The organism is Bacillus sp. 165 (assembly GCF_017742235.1).
Classification (GTDB): domain Bacteria; phylum Bacillota; class Bacilli; order Bacillales; family Bacillaceae_G; genus JAGHKQ01.
In genome coordinates this window covers 19,550-39,168 of sequence record NZ_JAGHKQ010000020.1, presented here as the reverse complement: position 1 = coordinate 39,168, position 19,619 = coordinate 19,550, and the positions used below count along the sequence as shown (strand labels likewise).

19 protein-coding genes and 4 tRNA genes are annotated in these 19,619 nt (G+C 37.1%); 22 read left to right on the top strand and 1 reads right to left on the bottom strand.

Translation table 11 applies throughout. The features are described 5' to 3' along the window. Positions 1-119: 119 nt before the first annotated feature. The 6 genes from mnmE (at position 120) to J7Q84_RS17000 (ending at position 6,987) form a co-directional block, all read left to right on the top strand. Entirely contained in the window at positions 120-1,496 is a 1,377-nt protein-coding gene (gene mnmE / locus J7Q84_RS17025) for a tRNA uridine-5-carboxymethylaminomethyl(34) synthesis GTPase MnmE (RefSeq protein ID WP_209096301.1), read from the top strand. 15 nt (positions 1,497-1,511) lie between these two features. Then, positions 1,512-3,401 (top strand): tRNA uridine-5-carboxymethylaminomethyl(34) synthesis enzyme MnmG, encoded by a 1,890-nt coding sequence (mnmG, locus tag J7Q84_RS17020; protein WP_209096300.1) that lies wholly within the window; start codon positions 1,512-1,514, stop codon positions 3,399-3,401. Positions 3,402-3,417: 16 nt separating this feature from the next. Next, positions 3,418-4,137, top strand: coding sequence for a 16S rRNA (guanine(527)-N(7))-methyltransferase RsmG (gene rsmG, locus J7Q84_RS17015; protein WP_209096299.1), 720 nt, complete (start codon positions 3,418-3,420; stop codon positions 4,135-4,137). A gap of 104 nt (positions 4,138-4,241) precedes the next feature. Further along, the gene (gene noc / locus J7Q84_RS17010) at positions 4,242-5,087 is read left to right on the top strand and encodes a nucleoid occlusion protein (RefSeq protein WP_209096298.1); all 846 of its coding nucleotides are present in this window, start codon (positions 4,242-4,244) and stop codon (positions 5,085-5,087) included. Between the two features lie 294 nt (positions 5,088-5,381). Next, on the top strand, positions 5,382-6,143 hold the full coding sequence (locus J7Q84_RS17005; RefSeq protein ID WP_209096297.1) for a ParA family protein: 762 nt from the start codon (positions 5,382-5,384) through the stop codon (positions 6,141-6,143). Beyond that, complete coding sequence (locus J7Q84_RS17000; RefSeq protein WP_209096296.1) at positions 6,136-6,987, top strand: ParB/RepB/Spo0J family partition protein; 852 nt, start codon at positions 6,136-6,138, stop codon at positions 6,985-6,987. The genes J7Q84_RS17005 and J7Q84_RS17000 overlap by 8 nt, the downstream gene beginning before the upstream one ends. Positions 6,988-7,120: 133 nt before the next feature. Here the strand turns inward: J7Q84_RS17000 and yyaC are convergent, their stop codons facing one another. Continuing rightward, positions 7,121-7,729, bottom strand: coding sequence for a spore protease YyaC (yyaC, locus tag J7Q84_RS16995; protein ID WP_209096295.1), 609 nt, complete (start codon positions 7,727-7,729; stop codon positions 7,121-7,123). A 178-nt stretch (positions 7,730-7,907) separates the two neighbouring features. Here yyaC and J7Q84_RS16990 point away from each other — a divergent pair, with 178 nt between their 5' ends. The 16 genes from J7Q84_RS16990 to yycF all read left to right on the top strand — a co-directional run bounded on the left by J7Q84_RS16990 (position 7,908) and on the right by yycF (position 19,619). After that, positions 7,908-8,807: a mechanosensitive ion channel family protein gene (locus tag J7Q84_RS16990; RefSeq protein ID WP_209096293.1), complete on the top strand. Its 900-nt coding sequence runs from the start codon at positions 7,908-7,910 to the stop codon at positions 8,805-8,807. Positions 8,808-8,823: 16 nt separating this feature from the next. After that, positions 8,824-9,033 (top strand): DUF951 domain-containing protein, encoded by a 210-nt coding sequence (locus J7Q84_RS16985; RefSeq protein ID WP_209096291.1) that lies wholly within the window; start codon positions 8,824-8,826, stop codon positions 9,031-9,033. A gap of 108 nt (positions 9,034-9,141) precedes the next feature. Next, entirely contained in the window at positions 9,142-10,242 is a 1,101-nt protein-coding gene (gene ychF, locus J7Q84_RS16980; protein WP_209096289.1) for a redox-regulated ATPase YchF, read from the top strand. A gap of 180 nt (positions 10,243-10,422) precedes the next feature. Continuing rightward, positions 10,423-10,710 (top strand): 30S ribosomal protein S6, encoded by a 288-nt coding sequence (gene rpsF, locus J7Q84_RS16975; RefSeq protein ID WP_209096280.1) that lies wholly within the window; start codon positions 10,423-10,425, stop codon positions 10,708-10,710. A 34-nt stretch (positions 10,711-10,744) separates the two neighbouring features. Then, a complete protein-coding gene (gene ssb / locus J7Q84_RS16970) occupies positions 10,745-11,248 on the top strand; it encodes a single-stranded DNA-binding protein (protein WP_209096279.1) in 504 nt (167 codons plus the stop codon). 43 nt (positions 11,249-11,291) lie between these two features. Beyond that, positions 11,292-11,528 (top strand): 30S ribosomal protein S18, encoded by a 237-nt coding sequence (gene rpsR / locus J7Q84_RS16965; RefSeq protein WP_209096278.1) that lies wholly within the window; start codon positions 11,292-11,294, stop codon positions 11,526-11,528. Between the two features lie 217 nt (positions 11,529-11,745). Further along, complete coding sequence (locus J7Q84_RS16960) at positions 11,746-12,684, top strand: YybS family protein (protein WP_209096277.1); 939 nt, start codon at positions 11,746-11,748, stop codon at positions 12,682-12,684. Between the two features lie 115 nt (positions 12,685-12,799). Then, the gene (locus J7Q84_RS16955; protein WP_209096276.1) at positions 12,800-14,773 is read left to right on the top strand and encodes a DHH family phosphoesterase; all 1,974 of its coding nucleotides are present in this window, start codon (positions 12,800-12,802) and stop codon (positions 14,771-14,773) included. After that, positions 14,770-15,216: a 50S ribosomal protein L9 gene (rplI, locus tag J7Q84_RS16950; protein ID WP_209096274.1), complete on the top strand. Its 447-nt coding sequence runs from the start codon at positions 14,770-14,772 to the stop codon at positions 15,214-15,216. Before J7Q84_RS16955 ends, rplI begins: the two co-directional genes overlap by 4 nt. Before the next feature lie 27 nt (positions 15,217-15,243). Then, positions 15,244-16,605, top strand: a complete 1,362-nt coding sequence (gene dnaB, locus J7Q84_RS16945; RefSeq protein ID WP_209096272.1) for a replicative DNA helicase — start codon at positions 15,244-15,246, stop codon at positions 16,603-16,605. A 227-nt stretch (positions 16,606-16,832) separates the two neighbouring features. Beyond that, entirely contained in the window at positions 16,833-18,122 is a 1,290-nt protein-coding gene (locus J7Q84_RS16940) for an adenylosuccinate synthase (protein ID WP_209096270.1), read from the top strand. A gap of 190 nt (positions 18,123-18,312) precedes the next feature. Then, a tRNA-Lys gene (locus tag J7Q84_RS16935) sits at positions 18,313-18,388 on the top strand. Between the two features lie 9 nt (positions 18,389-18,397). Continuing rightward, positions 18,398-18,469: transfer RNA gene (locus J7Q84_RS16930), tRNA-Glu, on the top strand. Positions 18,470-18,500: 31 nt separating this feature from the next. Further along, positions 18,501-18,576, top strand: a tRNA-Asp gene (locus J7Q84_RS16925). Positions 18,577-18,616: 40 nt separating this feature from the next. Then, positions 18,617-18,689 (top strand) — tRNA-Phe (locus J7Q84_RS16920). Between the two features lie 225 nt (positions 18,690-18,914). After that, on the top strand, positions 18,915-19,619 hold the full coding sequence (yycF, locus tag J7Q84_RS16915; RefSeq protein WP_209096268.1) for a response regulator YycF: 705 nt from the start codon (positions 18,915-18,917) through the stop codon (positions 19,617-19,619).

Here is a 19,619-nt window from a genome sequence, read left to right as displayed (position 1 = left end):
ATAAAATAAGTTATTATTCTTTTTAAGATTGTATGGTTGTGGTATCCTATTAGTTTGATGGCAGAAAATTATTCTATATTTAGATAAATAGCTTGGGGATTCAAGTGAGGTGGACAAAAATGGAATTTGATACTATTGCCGCAATCTCTACTCCTTTAGGAGAGGGAGCAATTGCTATTGTGAGGGTAAGCGGTGATAATGCAATCGAAACAGTAAATCGTGTTTTTAAAGGAAAGAATCTTGAACAAGTACCTACACATACTATTCACTATGGTCACATTATGGAGCCAAAGACGGGACGAATAATAGAAGAAGTGATGGTATCTGTATTGAGAGCACCAAAGACTTTCACCCGTGAGGATATAGTAGAAGTGAATTGTCATGGGGGATTAGTTTCTGTAAATAAAGTGTTACAGTTAATTTTATCTGAAGGTGTAAGATTAGCTGAACCAGGAGAATTTACTAAGCGAGCATTTTTAAATGGTCGAATTGATTTATCCCAAGCAGAAGCAGTTATGGATTTAATTCGGGCCAAAACAGATCGAGCAATGAATGTTGCAATTAATCAAATGGAAGGGCGGTTGTCAAAGCTAATTCAACGGCTCCGTCAAGACTTATTAGAAACATTAGCTCATGTTGAGGTAAATATAGACTATCCAGAATATGATGATGTAGAAGAAATGACACATTCTATTCTAATTGAAAAAGCAACTCAAGTAAGAGAGGAAATTCGAAAACTCTTAGAAACTGCTCAACAAGGTAAGATACTTCGGGAAGGTATTGCCACTGCTATTATTGGTCGTCCAAACGTGGGTAAATCTTCTTTACTAAATAGCCTTGCACAAGAAAAGAAAGCTATTGTTACGGATATTGCAGGCACAACCCGTGATGTTATAGAAGAGTATGTCAATGTAAGAGGGATCCCTCTCCGTTTAATTGATACAGCAGGTATTCGTGAAACGGAAGACATTGTCGAGAAAATTGGAGTAGAGCGTTCTAAAGAAATGCTTCAGCAGGCAGACTTAGTATTATTGGTTCTCAATTATAATGAATCGTTGACTGAAGGAGATGAAAATCTCTTTAAAGCAGTAGAAGGAAAAGATTATATTGTTATTGTTAATAAAACGGACTTGAATCAAAACATTGAGATGGATCGAGTAAGAGAGCTGGCAGGAAATGCAAAGATCATCACTACTGCCCTCATCGAGGAAAAGGGAGTAAATGAATTAGAAGCGGCTATCGCTGAATTGTTTTTTGAAGGATCAATTGAATCTACAGATATGACATATATATCTAATGCTCGCCATATAGGATTGCTTGTACAGGCAGAAAAAACAATTCATGAAGCTATTGAGGCTGTCCAAAGTGGAATGCCAATTGACATGGTGCAAATTGATTTAACAAGAACGTGGGAAATACTTGGGGAAATCACTGGAGATACTGTACATGAAAGTTTAATCGATCAATTATTTTCTCAATTTTGCCTCGGAAAATAAAAAGGAGGAACAGATATGGGCTATGATGCAGGTTCTTATGATGTAGTTGTTATTGGTGCAGGACATGCTGGATGTGAAGCAGGTCTTGCAGCTGCACGTATGGGAGCGAAAACTTTAATGCTAACCATTAATCTTGATATGGTAGCATTTATGCCTTGTAATCCTTCTGTGGGAGGACCCGCAAAAGGAATTGTAGTTCGTGAAATAGATGCTTTGGGCGGGGAAATGGGCCGTAATATTGATAAAACTTATATTCAGATGCGTATGTTGAATACGGGAAAAGGCCCTGCTGTACGTGCGCTTCGTGCCCAGGCCGATAAGTTTGCTTATCAGCATGAAATGAAAAAGACAATTGAAGATACCGAAAATTTAACATTGATGCAGGGAATGGTGGAGCGTCTTATCGTTGAAGATGGAGTATGTAAAGGGGTAATTACACAAACAGGAGCGGTATATACCGCAAAAACAGTGGTAATTACGACAGGAACATTTTTACGCGGTGAGATTATTATTGGCAACTTAAAATATTCGAGTGGTCCAAACAATCAACAACCTGCTGTGAAGCTTTCTGAACATCTAGAGGAGCTTGGTTTAGAGCTGGTACGTTTTAAAACAGGGACGCCTCCACGTGTTAACAGTCATTCTATTGATTACAGCAAAACAGAAATTCAACCAGGAGATGACACACCGCGTGCGTTCTCATATGAAACGACAGAGTTCATTGTAGAGCAAATTCCATGTTGGTTAACATACACCAGTGAGCAAACGCATCGACTTATAGATGAGAATTTACATCGATCTGCTATGTATTCTGGAATGATTAAAGGCACAGGACCAAGGTACTGTCCGTCTATTGAAGACAAAGTGGTACGTTTCCACGATAAACCAAGACATCAAATTTTCTTAGAACCAGAAGGAAAGAACACCCAAGAAGTATATGTACAAGGATTATCTACAAGCTTACCGGAAGATGTTCAACGTGAAATATTAAAAACTATCCCTGGTTTAGAGAACGTGCAAATGATGCGTACCGGCTATGCAATCGAGTATGATGCTATCGTACCAACTCAACTATGGGCAACATTAGAAACCAAGAAAATACAACATCTGTATACAGCTGGACAAATCAATGGTACATCAGGCTACGAAGAAGCAGCAGGACAAGGGTTAATGGCCGGTATAAATGCAGCATGTAGAGCTTTAAATAAAAAAGAGGTCATTTTGGATCGTTCACAAGCTTATATTGGTGTGTTAATAGATGATCTTGTTACGAAAGGCACAAATGAACCATATCGTTTGTTAACATCTAGAGCCGAGTATCGTTTGCTTCTTCGTCATGATAATGCTGATTTACGTCTAACAGATACTGGATATGAAATCGGTCTTATAAAAGAAGCTCGTTATGAAAAGTTTCAACAAAAGAAACAGCAAATCGAGAAGGAAAAAGAGCGGTTATCAAGTATCATTATTAAGCCGAAGTCTGAAGTGCAAGAGCTTATCCGAAATGCAGGAGGCAGTGAATTAAAGGACGGTATACGGGCAACGGATTTGTTAAGAAGAACCGAAATGACATATAAACATATTCAATTGTTAATTCCAAGTGAGGAACCTATTGCTGAGGATGTAGCGGAACAAGTAGAGATTCAAATTAAATATGAAGGATACATCGAAAAATCATTGCAGCAAGTAGAACGTATGAAGAAAATGGAAAGCAAGAAGATTCCGGCAGATATTGATTATGATGCTATCCATGGATTAGCTACAGAAGCTAAACAAAAGCTGAAAGAAGTGCGCCCTCTTTCTATGGGGCAAGCATCTCGTATTGCCGGAGTCAATCCTGCAGATATTTCTATTTTACTTGTTTATATTGAACAAGGAAAAATTGCAAAAGTATCGAACCAATAGAGATAGGGGAAATTTTATGAACGTACAAAAATTTCAAGCTATGCTGGAGGCAGAGGGAATCATTCTCTCCTCACAGCAGTTAGCACAATTTGAACGATATTTTGAGCTTCTCGTAGAATGGAATGAAAAAATGAATTTAACTGCGATCACAGAGAAGGAAGAAGTGTACTTAAAACACTTTTTTGATTCTGTAACAGCAGCATTTCACTTTGATTTTTCTAAGCCGGCAACTATCTGTGATGTAGGAGCTGGAGCTGGCTTTCCAAGTATTCCTTTAAAAATTTGTTTTCCAAACTTAAAAGTTACTATTGTAGACTCTCTTCAAAAGCGTATTACGTTTTTGAACCAGCTAGCTTCTGAATTAGAGCTTGAGAATGTTGCATTTTACCATGATCGTGCTGAAACCTTTGGAAAAAGAGAAGGAATTAGGGAATCATTTGATATTGTTATGGCAAGGGCTGTTGCGCGCTTGTCTGTTCTAAGTGAGCTATGTATTCCTCTTGTCAAAGTAGGAGGAACATTTATAGCTATGAAAGGTGCAGCGGCAGAAGAGGAGCTAGAACAAGGGACCCATGCTATACAAGTATTAGGAGGGGAAGTACAAAGTATTTTTACTTTTAAATTGCCTGTTGAAGAAAGTGAACGCAATATTATTTTTGTTGCAAAAAAGAGAAGAACACCAAAGAAGTATCCTCGTAAACCTGGAACTCCGAATAAATTGCCTATTGAAAAATAATTCTTATTGGAATTATGATGGAGTTATACATCGATTTATTCACGTAATGTTTCATGTGAAACATTGAGATAGAGCGTTCGAGAGAAAAAAGGTGGTGGAATGCAATGAAAAATACGTTTACTCGCTTTTTTAGCTTTGGAGAAAAGGAAACAAATATAGCTGTGCAAGATGAAAGCCGTGAAGAAATTAAACAAATTCCAGTTGCGCATATTATTCCCAACCGTTATCAACCTAGGACAGTATTTGATGAAAAACGTATTGAAGAATTAGCACTGACGATTCGTACTCATGGAATTATTCAGCCTATTGTTGTGAGAAAGTATGGGGAAGGTCAGTATGAAATTATTGCCGGGGAAAGAAGATTTCGAGCTGTCAGTTCATTAGGGTGGGATATGATTCCTGCTATAGTGAAAAATTTAAGTGATACGGAGACAGCGTCTGTTGCTTTAATTGAAAACTTGCAAAGAGAAGAATTAACAGCAATTGAAGAAGCTATTGCATATCAAAAATTATTAGAATTACATAATTTAACACAAGAAGCATTAGCTCAACGATTAGGAAAAGGACAATCAACAGTTGCTAATAAGCTTCGTCTTTTAAAGTTGCCAGATGAGATAAAGCAGGCACTCCTAGACAAGCAGATAACAGAAAGGCATGCACGTGCTCTTATTCCTTTGAAACAACGCGAAGCGCAAATGAAATTACTTCAAGATATTATTGAACGCCAGTTAAATGTCAAACAAACCGAAGAACGTGTGCTCAAACTCATTGAACAGCAAGCAGTCAAACCGAAAGTAAAACGAAAAGCGGTAAGCCGTGATTCGCGAATAGCGATGAATACTATCCGCCAATCTTTGCAGATGGTGTCAGCAAGTGGCCTCTCTGTCGATTCTAGTGAGGAAGAATTTGAGGAGTACTATCAAATAACCATTAAAATTCCTAAAAAGTAAGAAATAAGTATTTGCTGTGAAAGGCCTTATCCGTTTGGAAAGGTCTTTTTATGCGGCAACAGCAGATTTTTAATATTTTTGATTTATATAGGCAGGATATTGCGAGAGAAGTTTTGAAGTTTATTACTGAAAAGTGAAATTTTTGTATTTCATGATACAATAAAGAAAGAGTTAAGCCTTTTTTCAGAAAAATATCCGCTGTATTTCTGACAGTGGTTTAATCGCCTTAGACAAGCAGAAGTATCAATAGTTTGAGGAATATAAAGGGTAGAAAGTTTAAAGGTAGGTGACACCATGGCAAAAATCATTTCAATTGCAAACCAAAAAGGTGGAGTAGGAAAAACAACTACTTCAGTAAATTTAGGCGCAGGATTGGCCTATTTAGGGAAAAAAGTATTACTAGTAGATATTGATGCACAAGGAAATGCAACAACAGGAGTAGGTATTGAAAAGTCAGATTTAGATCAATGTGTTTATAATGTATTGGTGGAAGATGAAGATATTTCTTCAATTATTAGGCCATCTACAACTGAAAATTTATATGTATTACCAGCAACCATTCAGCTAGCAGGAGCTGAAATTGAGCTTGTGCCTACGATTTCCCGTGAAATTCGTCTTAAGCGGGCTTTACAATCAATCCGTGAAGACTATGATTACATCCTTATTGACTGTCCTCCTTCTCTAGGGCTGCTCACAATTAATGCTTTGACAGCTTCAGATTCAGTTATTATACCTGTTCAATGTGAATATTACGCATTAGAAGGACTAAGTCAACTTCTAAATACAGTACGACTTGTACAGAAACATTTGAATAAAAATTTGAGTATCCAAGGTGTTTTATTAACGATGTTAGATGCACGCACCAATTTAGGGCTGCAAGTAATTGACGAAGTCAAAAAGTATTTTAAAGATAAGGTATATGGGACTATTATCCCTCGAAATGTTAGATTAAGCGAAGCACCAAGTCATGGAAAACCTATTATTATGTATGATGCTAAGTCAAGGGGGGCAGAAGTATATTTAGATTTAGCGAAGGAAGTGATTGCTGGTGGCTAAAGGACTTGGAAGAGGAATTCAAGCGTTCTTCCCAGATCTAGAAGTGAAGCAAGAGGAAATGGTTAAAGAAGTTAAATTGAGTCAGCTTCGTCCCAACCCATATCAGCCTCGCAAATATTTTCAACCAGACGCAATTCAAGAGCTAAAGGATTCTATTCTTGAACATGGTATCTTACAACCAATCATTGTTAGAAAGAGTATTAAAGGATTTGAAATTGTAGCAGGTGAACGTAGATATCGAGCTGCTAAAGAAGCTAAATTAGAAACCATTCCAGCTGTTATTAGGGATTTCACTGAGCAGCAAATGATGGAGCTTGCTTTATTAGAAAATTTACAGCGTGAAGATTTAAATCCGATTGAAGAAGCTCTAGCTTACCAAATGTTGATGGATGAATTAACACTTACACAAGAACAATTAGCAAAGCGATTAAGTAAGAGCCGTCCGTATATTGCTAACTATGTTCGATTATTGTCTCTCCCTCCCTTTATTCAGGAATTCATCTCTCAAGGTACTCTATCACCAGGACATGGAAGAACACTTTTATCTCTTAAAGATAAATCTAAGTTGTCTGGAGTAGTAGAACGTGTGAAAAAAGAAGGTTTGAATGTAAGGCAGCTGGAAGAGCTGATAAACCAATTAAATAAAAATGTTTCACGTGAAACAAAGAAAAAGAAAAAAGAAACAAATGTTTTCTTTGAGGAACATGAATCATTGCTTCGAGAACGTTTCGGTACGTCAGTTACAATTAAAGAAACAAATAATAAAGGGAAAATTGAAATTAAGTTTTTTAATGAAGACGATTTACAACGAATTCTCGATATTTTAGCAGGTCAAGAAAAATAAACCATCCTACTGGATGGTTTTTTCAGTTAAAAGAAATATAAAAATTTAAACATACTGCATGTTTTGTTATTACACTACGATTACAACTAAGTAGGACATTGCTTAATCTGTAAAAAAGTGATCTGTATCTTTTTTATAAAATTGATGAGTGATGATTTTCTTTTTTATAAGTGATGTATCGATCAACTTTTATAATACTATTAGCAATGGAGTCAGCCATTTTCATCACGAGATTCAATCTAGTATTTTGCAACACAAAAAACTCCATAAAGCCATGGATATTAACAATTCCATGGATATGCATATTACCTACTGAAGGCAGCTTTTTGTTCATAGCTGCTCCAGGCTTACTCGGACCTTTTCCGATTATGACAGATCCAACTCCCTGCATTTTTCCAAGACAAGCATCGATAGCAATTACAAAAGGATTATGATGTTGTTTATAAATGTGTGCAATGGTTTCCTCTAAGTTCAAAGCATGAACAGGTTCATCTAGCGTACCATATAACACAAAGTTATGAATGTGCTTTTCTTCCACCTTAGAACCTACCAATGGTCCTAGAGCATCACCAGTAGAACGGTCAGTTCCAATGCAAACAAGGACAAGAGGTGTGAGGGGATTCTCTGGTAAGTAGGAAAATAGCAATTGGGCCAGTCTTTCAGAAGCGTTATCTTCATCATAAAAGATTGGGTCTTCTCCTTTTTCAAACATGGATTTTAAACGGAAGTTACCGAGATTCACAAACATCCATCCTTTGACATAATAGTAAGATTATATAAAATATTAAGAAAAATTATACCTTTTTATAAAATGTTTCCAATTCTACAAAGTTTTAGACATATTCCTTATAAGAAAGTAGGAATTTCTGTTAAAATAGGGGGTAGATTTTTTATATATAAACAAGGAAAGGTAGGTTACAATGAGTTGGTTTGGGCAGGTATATGAAAATTTTATAGATTACTTATTGAATGAAGAATTATGGAAAGGTGTAGGAATTGGGATTTTAAAGGTTATTTTCATTGTAGCCATAGCAAGTCTTGTAGTTCGTGGAGGAAAAGTAATTATTCAAAATGCGTTCAAAATGAATACAAAGTCGCCCCTGCAAATATCTGAAAGGCGCACTGCTACAGTTGCAAAGCTTTTACAAAATGTATTAGTATATATTGTCTTTTTCGTTGTTATAGTAATGATATTAGGCGTGCTGGGAATTGAAACAAAAGGATTACTTGCTGGAGCTGGTGTGGTAGGCTTGGCTGTTGGCTTTGGTGCTCAAAACTTAGTTCGGGATGTGATAACAGGTTTTTTTATCTTGTTAGAAGATCAATTTTCTGTAGGGGATTATGTACGACTAGGACAATTTGAAGGGGTTATTGAAGAGATTGGATTACGCACAACAAAAATTAAAAGTTGGACTGGTGAGTTACATATAATTCCAAATGGAAATATTAATGAAGTAACAAACTTTTCGTTAAACAACAGTATTGCAATTGTTGATGTTGGTATTGCTTATGAATCTGATATTGATTACGCAGAGCGAGTAATTGAGGATTTACTGGAAGAACTCCCTATGAGATATGAACAAATGGTAAAACAACCAGAGTTATTAGGGGTACAGACATTGGGTGCATCAGAGGTTTTACTACGTGTTGTATGTGAAGTAAAGCCGATGCAGCATTTTGCTGTGGCAAGAGCTCTTCGAAAAGAGATTAAGCTTCGGTTGGATGAACAGGGCATCGAAATTCCATATCCCCGTATGGTATTTTATAATAGGACAGATATGCAAGATATGACGCGTGAGCATGTGAAAAATACTAAATAGGAAGAGGAGCTTAGCGATGGAACCAAAAGAATACGGTTTACATGATATTGTGGAAATGAAAAAGCCGCATCCTTGCGGGATAAATCAATGGGAGATTATCCGTATGGGAATGGATATTCGTATCAAATGTGAAGGGTGCTCTCACTCTGTTTTAATTCCTCGAAGAGAATTTGAACGTAAGATAAAAAAAGTATTGATAAAACATGAGGAAACAAATCAATCTTAACAAGCCGTATATGATGTACGGCTTGTTGTTATGGAACAGCCTATCTTGTCATTTCTGATGTTACTAACTATAATGAGAAAAGATTGAGACTATAGGAGTGAATAATATATGTCATTAACGGCTGGTATTGTTGGTTTACCGAACGTAGGGAAATCAACGTTATTTAATGCAATTACACAGGCAGGAGCTGAGTCTGCAAACTATCCGTTCTGTACTATTGATCCAAACGTAGGGATTGTAGAAGTTCCAGACCCTCGTTTGAATAAATTAACAGAGCTTGTAGTACCGAAAAAAACAGTACCAACAACGTTTGAATTTACAGATATTGCTGGAATCGTAAAAGGCGCAAGCAAAGGTGAAGGGCTAGGAAATAAGTTTTTGTCTCACATTCGTCAAGTAGATGCAATTTGTCAAGTTGTGCGATGCTTTGAAGATGAAAATATTACCCATGTTTCTGGGAAGGTAGATCCTATTTCTGATATTGAAACAATTAACTTGGAATTAATTTTAGCGGACCTAGAGTCTGTTGACAAACGTATTGAGCGTGTAGCCAAGTTAGCAAAGCAAAAAGATAAGGAAGCTTCCTACGAACATGAAATTTTAGTTAAGCTAAAAGAAGCTTTTGAAGAAGGAAAACCAGCTCGTACAGTAGAGTTTACGGAGGAACAGTTGAAAGTTGTAAAGGGCCTCCACCTTCTTACTACAAAACCGATGCTTTATGTTGCTAATGTAGGCGAAGAAGATATTATTGATCCGTCAGGCAATGAGTTTGTACAATCAGTACGTGAATTTGCAGCAAGAGATAATGCAGAGGTTATTGTTGTATGTGCAAGAATTGAAGAGGAAATTTCTGAATTAGATGATGAGGAAAAGAAAGTGTTCTTGCAGGAGCTTGGAATTCAGGAATCTGGTTTAGATCAGCTTATACGTGCAGCATACAGCTTATTAGGATTAGCTACGTACTTTACTGCAGGTGTACAAGAAGTACGTGCGTGGACATTCCGAAAAGGGATGAAAGCTCCTCAGTGTGCAGGTGTGATTCACTCTGATTTTGAACGTGGCTTTATTCGTGCGGAAACAGTATCTTATGATGACCTTATTCATTACGGATCTATGACAGCAGCTAAAGAAGCAGGTAAAGTAAGACTTGAAGGTAAAGAATACATTGTGCAAGATGGCGACGTAATGCACTTCCGCTTTAATGTATAATATTTTCAATTTTTTATGTAAAAGAATTACTTGGCATTACTTTGAGTATTTGCCAAGTTTTTTATTTTATCGATGAGTTGCTTGATTTAATGGACTATGATATAATCTAAACTCGTGAGTAATTAGAATAATTGCTCCTTGCCCATTATGGGCCGTTTAGTCCAAAAGGAGGTGACAGTGATGAAAAAATACGAAATTATGTATATCATCCGCCCAAACATGGAGGAAGAGGCTCAAAAAGCATTAGTTGAGCGCTTCAACAACGTGTTAACTGAAAACGGTGCGGAAGTTACAAACACGAAAGAGTGGGGTAAGCGTCGTTTAGCTTACGAAATCAACGACTTACGTGATGGTATCTACATGCTTTTAAACGTAAATTCTAACTCAGAAGCGGTACAAGAATTCGATCGTTTAGCGAAAATCAGCGAAGATATCATTCGTCATATCGTAGTTAAAGAAGCAGAATAAGAATTTAGATATATATTGAGGGAGAGTGGTTCGGTTGATGAATCGCGTTTTACTCGTAGGTCGTCTCACAAAAGACCCGGAATTACGTTATACACCAGGCGGTGCAGCAGTTGCTACATTCACATTAGCTGTGAACCGCGCATTTACGAATCAGCAAGGCGAACGCGAAGCTGATTTCATTAATTGCGTCGTATGGCGCAAACCGGCTGAAAACGTAGCAAACTATCTGAAAAAAGGCAGCTTGGCAGGCGTAGATGGTCGTCTTCAAACTCGTAATTATGAGGGACAAGATGGGAAACGTGTATATGTAACAGAAGTAGTTGCTGAAAGCGTACAGTTCTTAGAGTCCAGAGGAAACAACAACGAACAACGTGGTTCTTTTAACCCTCAATCTCAACCTTCAGGGTTTGGTTACGGTGACCAGGCTCAAAATAGCCCGTTTGGTTCTTCAAATAAACAAGGGGCTAATCGAAACGACGATCCATTTGCAAATGTTGGTCAGCCGATTGATATTTCAGATGATGACTTGCCGTTTTAATGGATAGATCGGATATTTTTAAAGAGAATGGAGGGAATTGACAATGGCTGGTGGACGCAAAGGTGGACGTGCAAAACGTCGTAAAGTATGTTTCTTTACTGCTAACGGTATCACTAACATCGACTACAAAGATGTAGATCTTCTAAAGCGTTTTATTTCTGAGCGCGGTAAGATTTTACCTCGTCGTGTGACTGGTACAAGCGCAAAATACCAACGTAAACTTACAATTGCAATTAAACGTGCTCGTCAAATGGCACTTTTACCATACGTTGCAGAATAATTCTTTTAATGCACAGTAGATATCTACTGTGCATTTTGCTATTTGTTCTACTTTTTATCACCTCACAAGCTTTCTTGAATTTTACTTTACATAAGAATTCTCCTTGAGAAAAATTCAGAAGTTTAAGCATGAGAAAAGTGAAATTCTAATGGGGTAAGTTTTGCATTATAAAAATGCGGTAACAATAAATAACGAAAGAAAACTATGAGGTATAGAGATGAAAAATACAAGAATGATTACTGAGGGTGCTGTACTGCTAGCTATCTTTAGTTTGCTTTTGCTTATTACTTTATACATACCATTCATTGGGACCATACTTATGTTTGCATTACCACTTCCTTTTATTCTATATACAATGCGCTTTGGGTCTAAGTATGCCCTTTTATTACTTTTGGCTGCATGTGTAATAACTATGCTTATCAGCTCTATTTTTACGATTGCTTTGAGTTTGACTTTTGGTCTTAGTGGAATTGTGATAGGTACGTTTTATCAACAAGGCAGAAAGAAATGGGAAACTCTATTAGCAGGGACTGTTATATATATTGTAAGTATAGTTATTTTTTATAGTATAACAGTTAAGTTTTTAGAATCTAATCTTATTGTAAATTTGCAGGATATGTTACTCGGAGCAATTAGTCAAACAGAACAAATTGCAAAATCGACAGGAATGGATATAAATCAGGAGAATCTTCAAAAGTTGAAAGGCTCGGTCAAGATAATTCCTTATATAATCCCGACATTGCTTGTTATAACTGCTTTTATGTATGCTTTATTTACAGATTTAATGGCTGTCCCTGTATTAAAAAGATTAAATTATAAAGTTCAACCATGGGCTCCATTTCGTCTTTTTCAGCTTCCAAAGAATATATTATGGTATTACATTATTGTTCTAATATGTGTCATGTTTATTCAGGTGGAGAAAGGGTCATATCTGTATCTTGTACTGTTAAATCTAAGCTATATTTTTTCAACTCTTATGACAGTACAAGGGTTCGCGTTCATTTCTTTTTTTGCCCATAAAAAGGGATATGGTAAGGCTATTCCTCTTTTCCTATTTGTGTTTGGATTGTTTATACCGAATTTATTTTATATTATCAGTTTCTTAGGTATAATTGATTTAGGCTTTTCATTGCGTCAAAAAGTAGATAAAACATAAATAATTAGATGTAATGTCTTGATATAAGGCGTTTTTTGCAAGCGAGTCTCTCATATTTAAAAGCAGCTGCGCACCGTTTGAGCATCAATCGAGTTTCGTTATAGGAGGTGACCGTATGCCTGAGTTTTATAAGAAACCAAAGTTTCTATATCCTGTCTATTCATTAGTTTTCTTGACTCTTGTCCTCATAACGACTTTAAGTTATTATCATTGGTTTGCAGGAATTGTAGCTTTTTTTACGTTCTGTACTATTTTGTTTTTTATTATTAAACTGGAAATTACCTTCCGGGAAAATCTTGAAGAATATACTTCAGACATGATTACAAGAGTCAAGAAAGTAAGTAATGAAGCACTAAACCAAATGCCTATAGGGATTTTATTGTATAATAAGGAACTTGGTATAGATTGGGCTAATCCCTACTTAGCTTCATGTGTAGGGTATCCTACGCTCTCCGGTTGGAATTTATATGATTTATCTGAAACCTTGCTGTTGTTTGTGAAGCAGGAGATAGACATAGATGTAATCGCTTTAAATAAGAGAAAGTTTAAAGTTGTAGTTCGTAGAGAGGAAAAGCTTATTTACTTTTTTGACGTGACGGAACAAACACAAATTGAAAAGATGTATGAAGATCAGCGGACCGTGCTAGCAATTATTTATTTAGATAATTATGATGAAGTAACACAGAGTTTAGACGATCAACCGAGAACGAATCTTACTAGTCTTGTTATATCTATACTGAATGATTGGGCTGTGAAGCATGGGGTTTACTTAAAGCGTGCATCTTCAGAACGTTTCATAGCAGTATTAAATGAAAGTATTTTAGCTCATTTGGAAAAAGGAAAGTTTGAAATTTTAGATCAGGTTCGTGAAGAAACGGCGAAACGAAATATTCCTTTAACTCTTAGTATAGGGGTGGGATCAGGATCTCGAACGTTGCCTGAGCTTGGAGCTATGGCGCAGTCAGGATTAGATTTAGCATTAGGACGAGGTGGCGATCAAGTAGCTATTAAGCAAGTAACAGGCAAAGTGAAGTTTTATGGCGGTAAGACTAACCCTGTAGAAAAACGTACAAGGGTACGAGCACGTGTGATTTCACACGCATTAAAAGATCTTGTTCTTGAAAGCAGTAACGTGATTATTATGGGGCATAGGTTACCTGATATGGATGCTATAGGAGCAGCAATCGGTATTTTAAAAGTCGCTGAGTTAAATGAAAAAGAGGGTTATATTGTTTTAAATGAAAATGAATTAGATAAAGGTGTTAAAAGATTGATTGAAGAAATTAAGAATTATCCCGATCTTTGGGCGCGTTTTATCAGTTCAGAACAAGCAATGGAGTTTGCTACAGATGAATCTTTACTTGTGATTGTAGATACGCATAAGCCCTCTATGGTTATTGAAGAGCGGTTGCTTCATCAGATAGAAAATGTTGTAGTAATTGATCACCATCGAAGAGGTGAAGAGTTTATTGATGATCCTCTTCTTGTCTATATGGAGCCATATGCGTCATCTACTGCAGAGCTTGTAACAGAATTGTTAGAATACCAACCGAAGCGTCTGAAAATGAATATGCTTGAATCGACAGCTTTATTAGCCGGAATTATTGTAGATACGAAAAGCTTTACGTTCCGCACAGGAGCACGCACGTTTGATGCAGCATCTTATTTACGTTCACATGGAGCGGATACTGTACTTGTACAAAAGCTCTTGAAAGAGGATATGCAGCATTACTTAAACATTGCAAAAATCATTGGAAATGCGTACATTTATAAAAATGGAATTGCTATTGCAAAGGCGAATGAGGATAAAATGTATGATCAAGTCTCCATTGCTCAAGCTGCTGATACCCTCCTAACAATGACAGGGGTATTTGCTTCATTTGTTATAGCATCCAAAAGTGAGAATACGCTAGGAATTAGCGGACGTTCTCTTGGTGAGGTTAATGTGCAAATTATTATGGAAAAATTGGGAGGCGGCGGACATTTGACGAATGCAGCTACTCAGCTTTTCAATACATCAATGACTGAAGCAGAAAAACAATTAAAATTAATATTAGATGAGTATTTAGAGGGGAGTTCGGAATCATGAAAGTAATTTTCTTAAAAGATGTAAAAGGCAAGGGGAAAAAAGGAGAAGTAAAAAATGTTGCAGATGGTTATGCACATAACTTTTTATTGAAGCAAGGATTAGCGGTTGAAGCAAATAATGCTAATGTGAAAACACTAGAAGCAAAAAAGAAAAAAGAAGACAAAGATGCAGCTGAAGAGTTAGCAAATATGAAAAAGCTAAAAGAAACAATAGAAGCACTAACAGTAGAGGTGCATGCAAAATCAGGAGAGGGCGGCCGTCTGTTCGGTTCGATTACAAGTAAGCAAATTGCTGATGAGCTGCAGAAGAAGCATGGTATTAAAATCGATAAGCGTAAATTTGAAATGGCAGATGCAATTCGCGCACTAGGTTATACTAATGTAACGATTAAATTGCATTCAGAGGTAACAGCTACGCTAAAAGTACACGTTACAGATAAATAGGATTGTATGAAAAAGGAGGAACGGGACATGAGTGACATATTCGCTGATCGCACCCCTCCGCAGAATATAGAGGCTGAGCAAGCAGTTTTAGGAGCTGTTTTCATTGAACAGGAAGCATTAACAGTTGCTTCAGAAGTACTTATATCGGAAGACTTTTATCGAGCGGCACACCAAAAGATTTTTCAAGTTATGCTGGCTCTCGCTGATAAAGGAGAGCCTTTAGATCTGATTACTGTAACTTCAGAGCTTGCTAATCAGGATCTATTAGAAGAAATTGGCGGTGTTTCTTATTTAAATGATTTAGCAAGTTCGGTTCCTACTGCCGCAAACGTGGAGTACTATGCGAAAATAGTAGAGGAAAAGTCTATTCTTCGTCGTTTAATCCGAACAGCAACATCTATAGCTTCAGATGGGTATACACGTGAAGATGATGTAGCGGGATTATTGAACGAAGCAGAAAAGAAAGTACTAGAAGTATCACAGCGGAAAAATGCAGGTGCTTTTCAAAATATTAAAGATGTACTTGTAGTAACATACGATAAAATTGAACTTCTTCATAATCGAAAAGGAGATATAACCGGGATTCCAACAGGCTTTACAGAGCTTGACCGTATGACGGCAGGATTTCAGCGCAATGATCTCATTATTGTCGCTGCTCGTCCCTCAGTGGGGAAAACAGCATTTGCTTTGAATATTGCTCAAAATGTAGCGACCAAAACAGATGAAAATGTTGCTATTTTCAGCCTGGAGATGGGGGCGGATCAACTTGTTATGCGTATGTTATGCGCTGAGGGAAATATTGATGCACAACGCCTTCGTACAGGATCTTTGACCTCAGAGGATTGGGGCAAGCTGACAATGGCAATGGGAAGTCTCTCTAATGCAGGGATTTATATTGATGATACACCGGGTATACGTGTTGGGGAAATCCGTGCTAAGTGCCGTCGACTAAAACAAGAGAACGGTTTAGGTATGATTCTTATTGATTACTTGCAGCTTATACAAGGAAATGGAAAATCAGGAGAAAATCGTCAGCAGGAAGTGTCGGAAATTTCACGTTCCTTGAAAGGGTTAGCTCGTGAATTACAGGTACCTGTTATTGCTTTGTCTCAGTTATCACGGGGAGTAGAATCAAGACAGGATAAGCGGCCAATGATGTCTGATATTCGTGAATCAGGAAGTATTGAGCAGGATGCAGATATTGTTGCATTCTTATATCGTGAGGATTATTATGACCGTGAAACTGAAAATAAAAACATTATTGAAATTATCATCGCTAAGCAGCGTAATGGCCCGGTTGGTTCAGTGGAGTTAGCCTTTGTAAAAGAGTATAACAAGTTCGTGAATTTGGAAAGACGGTTTGATGAAACGAACGCCCCAGGAGCATAAAGAACGGGAACACACCTCATACTAGGGATGTGTTCTTTTTTCTTATCCCTATCTTTAATGTAAAATGAAAAAGCTATGGATATAGGCTTTTGTAGTAATAAATCAATGTGACGAACGAAAAGAACTCTATATTCAGTAAATGTTCGTTTTTTAATTGACTTTTTACTTCAGTTTGATACACTTATATTGTTTGAATTCGTTGTAGATAATGATGGAGGTGCCATATAATGTCTTCTGTAGTAGTAGTAGGAACTCAGTGGGGAGATGAAGGGAAAGGAAAGATTACAGATTTTCTTTCTGAACACGCTGAAGTAGTTGCAAGATATCAAGGTGGAAATAATGCTGGGCATACTATTGTATTTAATGGAAAGAAATATAAACTTCATTTAATCCCATCCGGGATTTTTTACAAAGAAAAAATCTGTGTAATTGGAAACGGAATGGTTGTAGATCCAAAAGCACTAGTACAAGAATTAGCTTACTTACATGAGAATGAAGTAAGCACAGATAACCTTCGTGTTAGTAATCGTGCGCATGTAATCTTACCATATCATTTAAAACAAGATGAACTGGAAGAAGAAAGAAAAGGCGCAAATAAGATTGGAACTACAAAAAAAGGAATCGGCCCTGCTTATATGGATAAAGCGGCTCGTATCGGTATCCGTATTGCAGATTTATTAGATCGTGAAGAATTTCGTGAAAAGTTGGAGCGTAATCTAGCAGAAAAAAATCGTTTATTTGATAAAATGTACGATTCAAAAGGCTTCGATATCGAAGAAATTTTTGAAGAGTATTTTGAATATGGACAACAAATTAAAAAGTATGTATGTGATACTTCGGTAGTGTTAAATGATGCACTAGATGAAGGAAGACGTGTGCTATTTGAAGGTGCACAGGGTGTTATGTTGGATATTGATCAAGGTACATATCCATTTGTTACATCTTCTAATCCAATTGCGGGTGGAGTTACAATTGGAAACGGCGTCGGTCCTTCGAAAATTAACCGTGTAGTAGGCGTATGTAAAGCTTATACAAGCCGCGTGGGTGATGGTCCATTCCCTACAGAGCTTCATGATGAAATCGGTCATCAAATTCGTGAAGTGGGACGAGAATACGGTACAACAACAGGTAGACCTCGCCGTGTTGGATGGTTTGATAGCGTAGTAGTAAGACATGCACGACGTGTGAGCGGCCTTACAGATTTATCTTTAAATTCTATTGATGTATTAACGGGTATTCCTACATTGAAAATTTGTGTGGCTTATAAGTATAAAGGAGAAGTTGTCCAAGAATTCCCAGCTAGTCTGCGCATTCTATCTCAATGTGAACCTGTATATGAAGAGCTTCCTGGCTGGACTGAAGATATTACAGGTATGAAAACTCTTGATGAACTTCCTGAAAATGCAAGACATTATGTAGAGCGTGTATCTCAATTAACAGGAATTCCTTTATCCATGTTCTCTGTCGGACCAGATCGCAATCAAACAAATATCATCCGTAACGTTTACGGTGTCTAAAAATAAATTGCACATTTTTATAAAAAGCAGTATAGTAAAGTAAGAATCGAGAGAGCCCATAGAAATGGGTTCTTTTCTTATGTAAAAAATAAAAAATGTGTTGCAATAAAATATAAAAGTATGATATTATAAATCTTGTCGTCACGAGGTAATATGCTAAATGTTGAAGTGATATCATAATATTTATTATGAGCCATTAGCTCAGTCGGTAGAGCATCTGACTTTTAATCAGAGGGTCGAAGGTTCGAGTCCTTCATGGCTCACCATTATCTACTGGCCCGTTGGTCAAGCGGTTAAGACACCGCCCTTTCACGGCGGTAACACGGGTTCGAATCCCGTACGGGTCACTTTATGTTATTGAAATTAAAAGATATTTATGGTCCCGTGGTGTAGTGGTTAACATGCCTGCCTGTCACGCAGGAGATCGCCGGTTCGACCCCGGTCGGGACCGCCATTTTTTTGTTTACACCACATATGTGGTTTTACATATATTTGGCTCGGTAGCTCAGTCGGTAGAGCAGAGGACTGAAAATCCTCGTGTCGGCGGTTCGATTCCGTCCCGAGCCACTTCCAAGGATATTAAGGGGCCCCTTAATATCCTTTTGTCTTTGTATTGAATTTTACAAACCACTTCCTTTTAATTTAAAATAGAACGTAAGAAGCCTCTAGCTCTTCCCGCTAGAGGCTTCTGTTTAAAAGGCTGTAATATTTATGTAAACGATATTTAAAATGAGATATCGCAGTTTCTATTTATAATAATACCAACAGGATATTTTGAGAGGAGCAGTAGGTATGAAAAAGAAGATACTAGTTGTAGACGATGAAAAACCAATTGCAGATATTTTAAAATTCAATTTGGAAAAAGAAGGGTTTGATATTGTTGTTGCTCATGATGGCGAAGAAGCTCTTGAAAAAGTAGAACAAGAACAGCCGGATATGATTCTTTTAGATATTATGCTTCCAGGAAAAGATGGATTGGAAGTATGCCGTGAAGTAAGAAAGAGTCTTGAAATTCCTATTATTATGCTGACAGCTAAAGATTCGGAAATCGATAAGGTATTAGGCCTGGAGCTGGGAGCAGATGATTATGTAACAAAACCATTCAGTACTCGTGAGCTTCTTGCTCGTGTTAAAGCTAACCTGCGCCGACATCAGCAAGCAGGAGCTAATGAAAAAGAAGAAACATCTGAAATTATTGTAGGCCCTATTACAATTAATTCTAATGCTTACAGTGTAACTAAACGTGAAGAAAATATTGAATTAACACATCGTGAATTTGAGCTTCTTCATTATTTAGCAAAGCATTTGGGACAAGTTATGACACGGGAACATTTATTGCAAACAGTATGGGGGTATGATTACTTTGGAGATGTGCGAACTGTAGATGTGACCGTACGTCGTTTGCGAGAGAAAATTGAAGATAATCCAAGTCATCCTACTTTAATTGTTACAAGACGAGGGGTCGGTTATTATCTGCGTGATCCGGAGCAAGAGTAA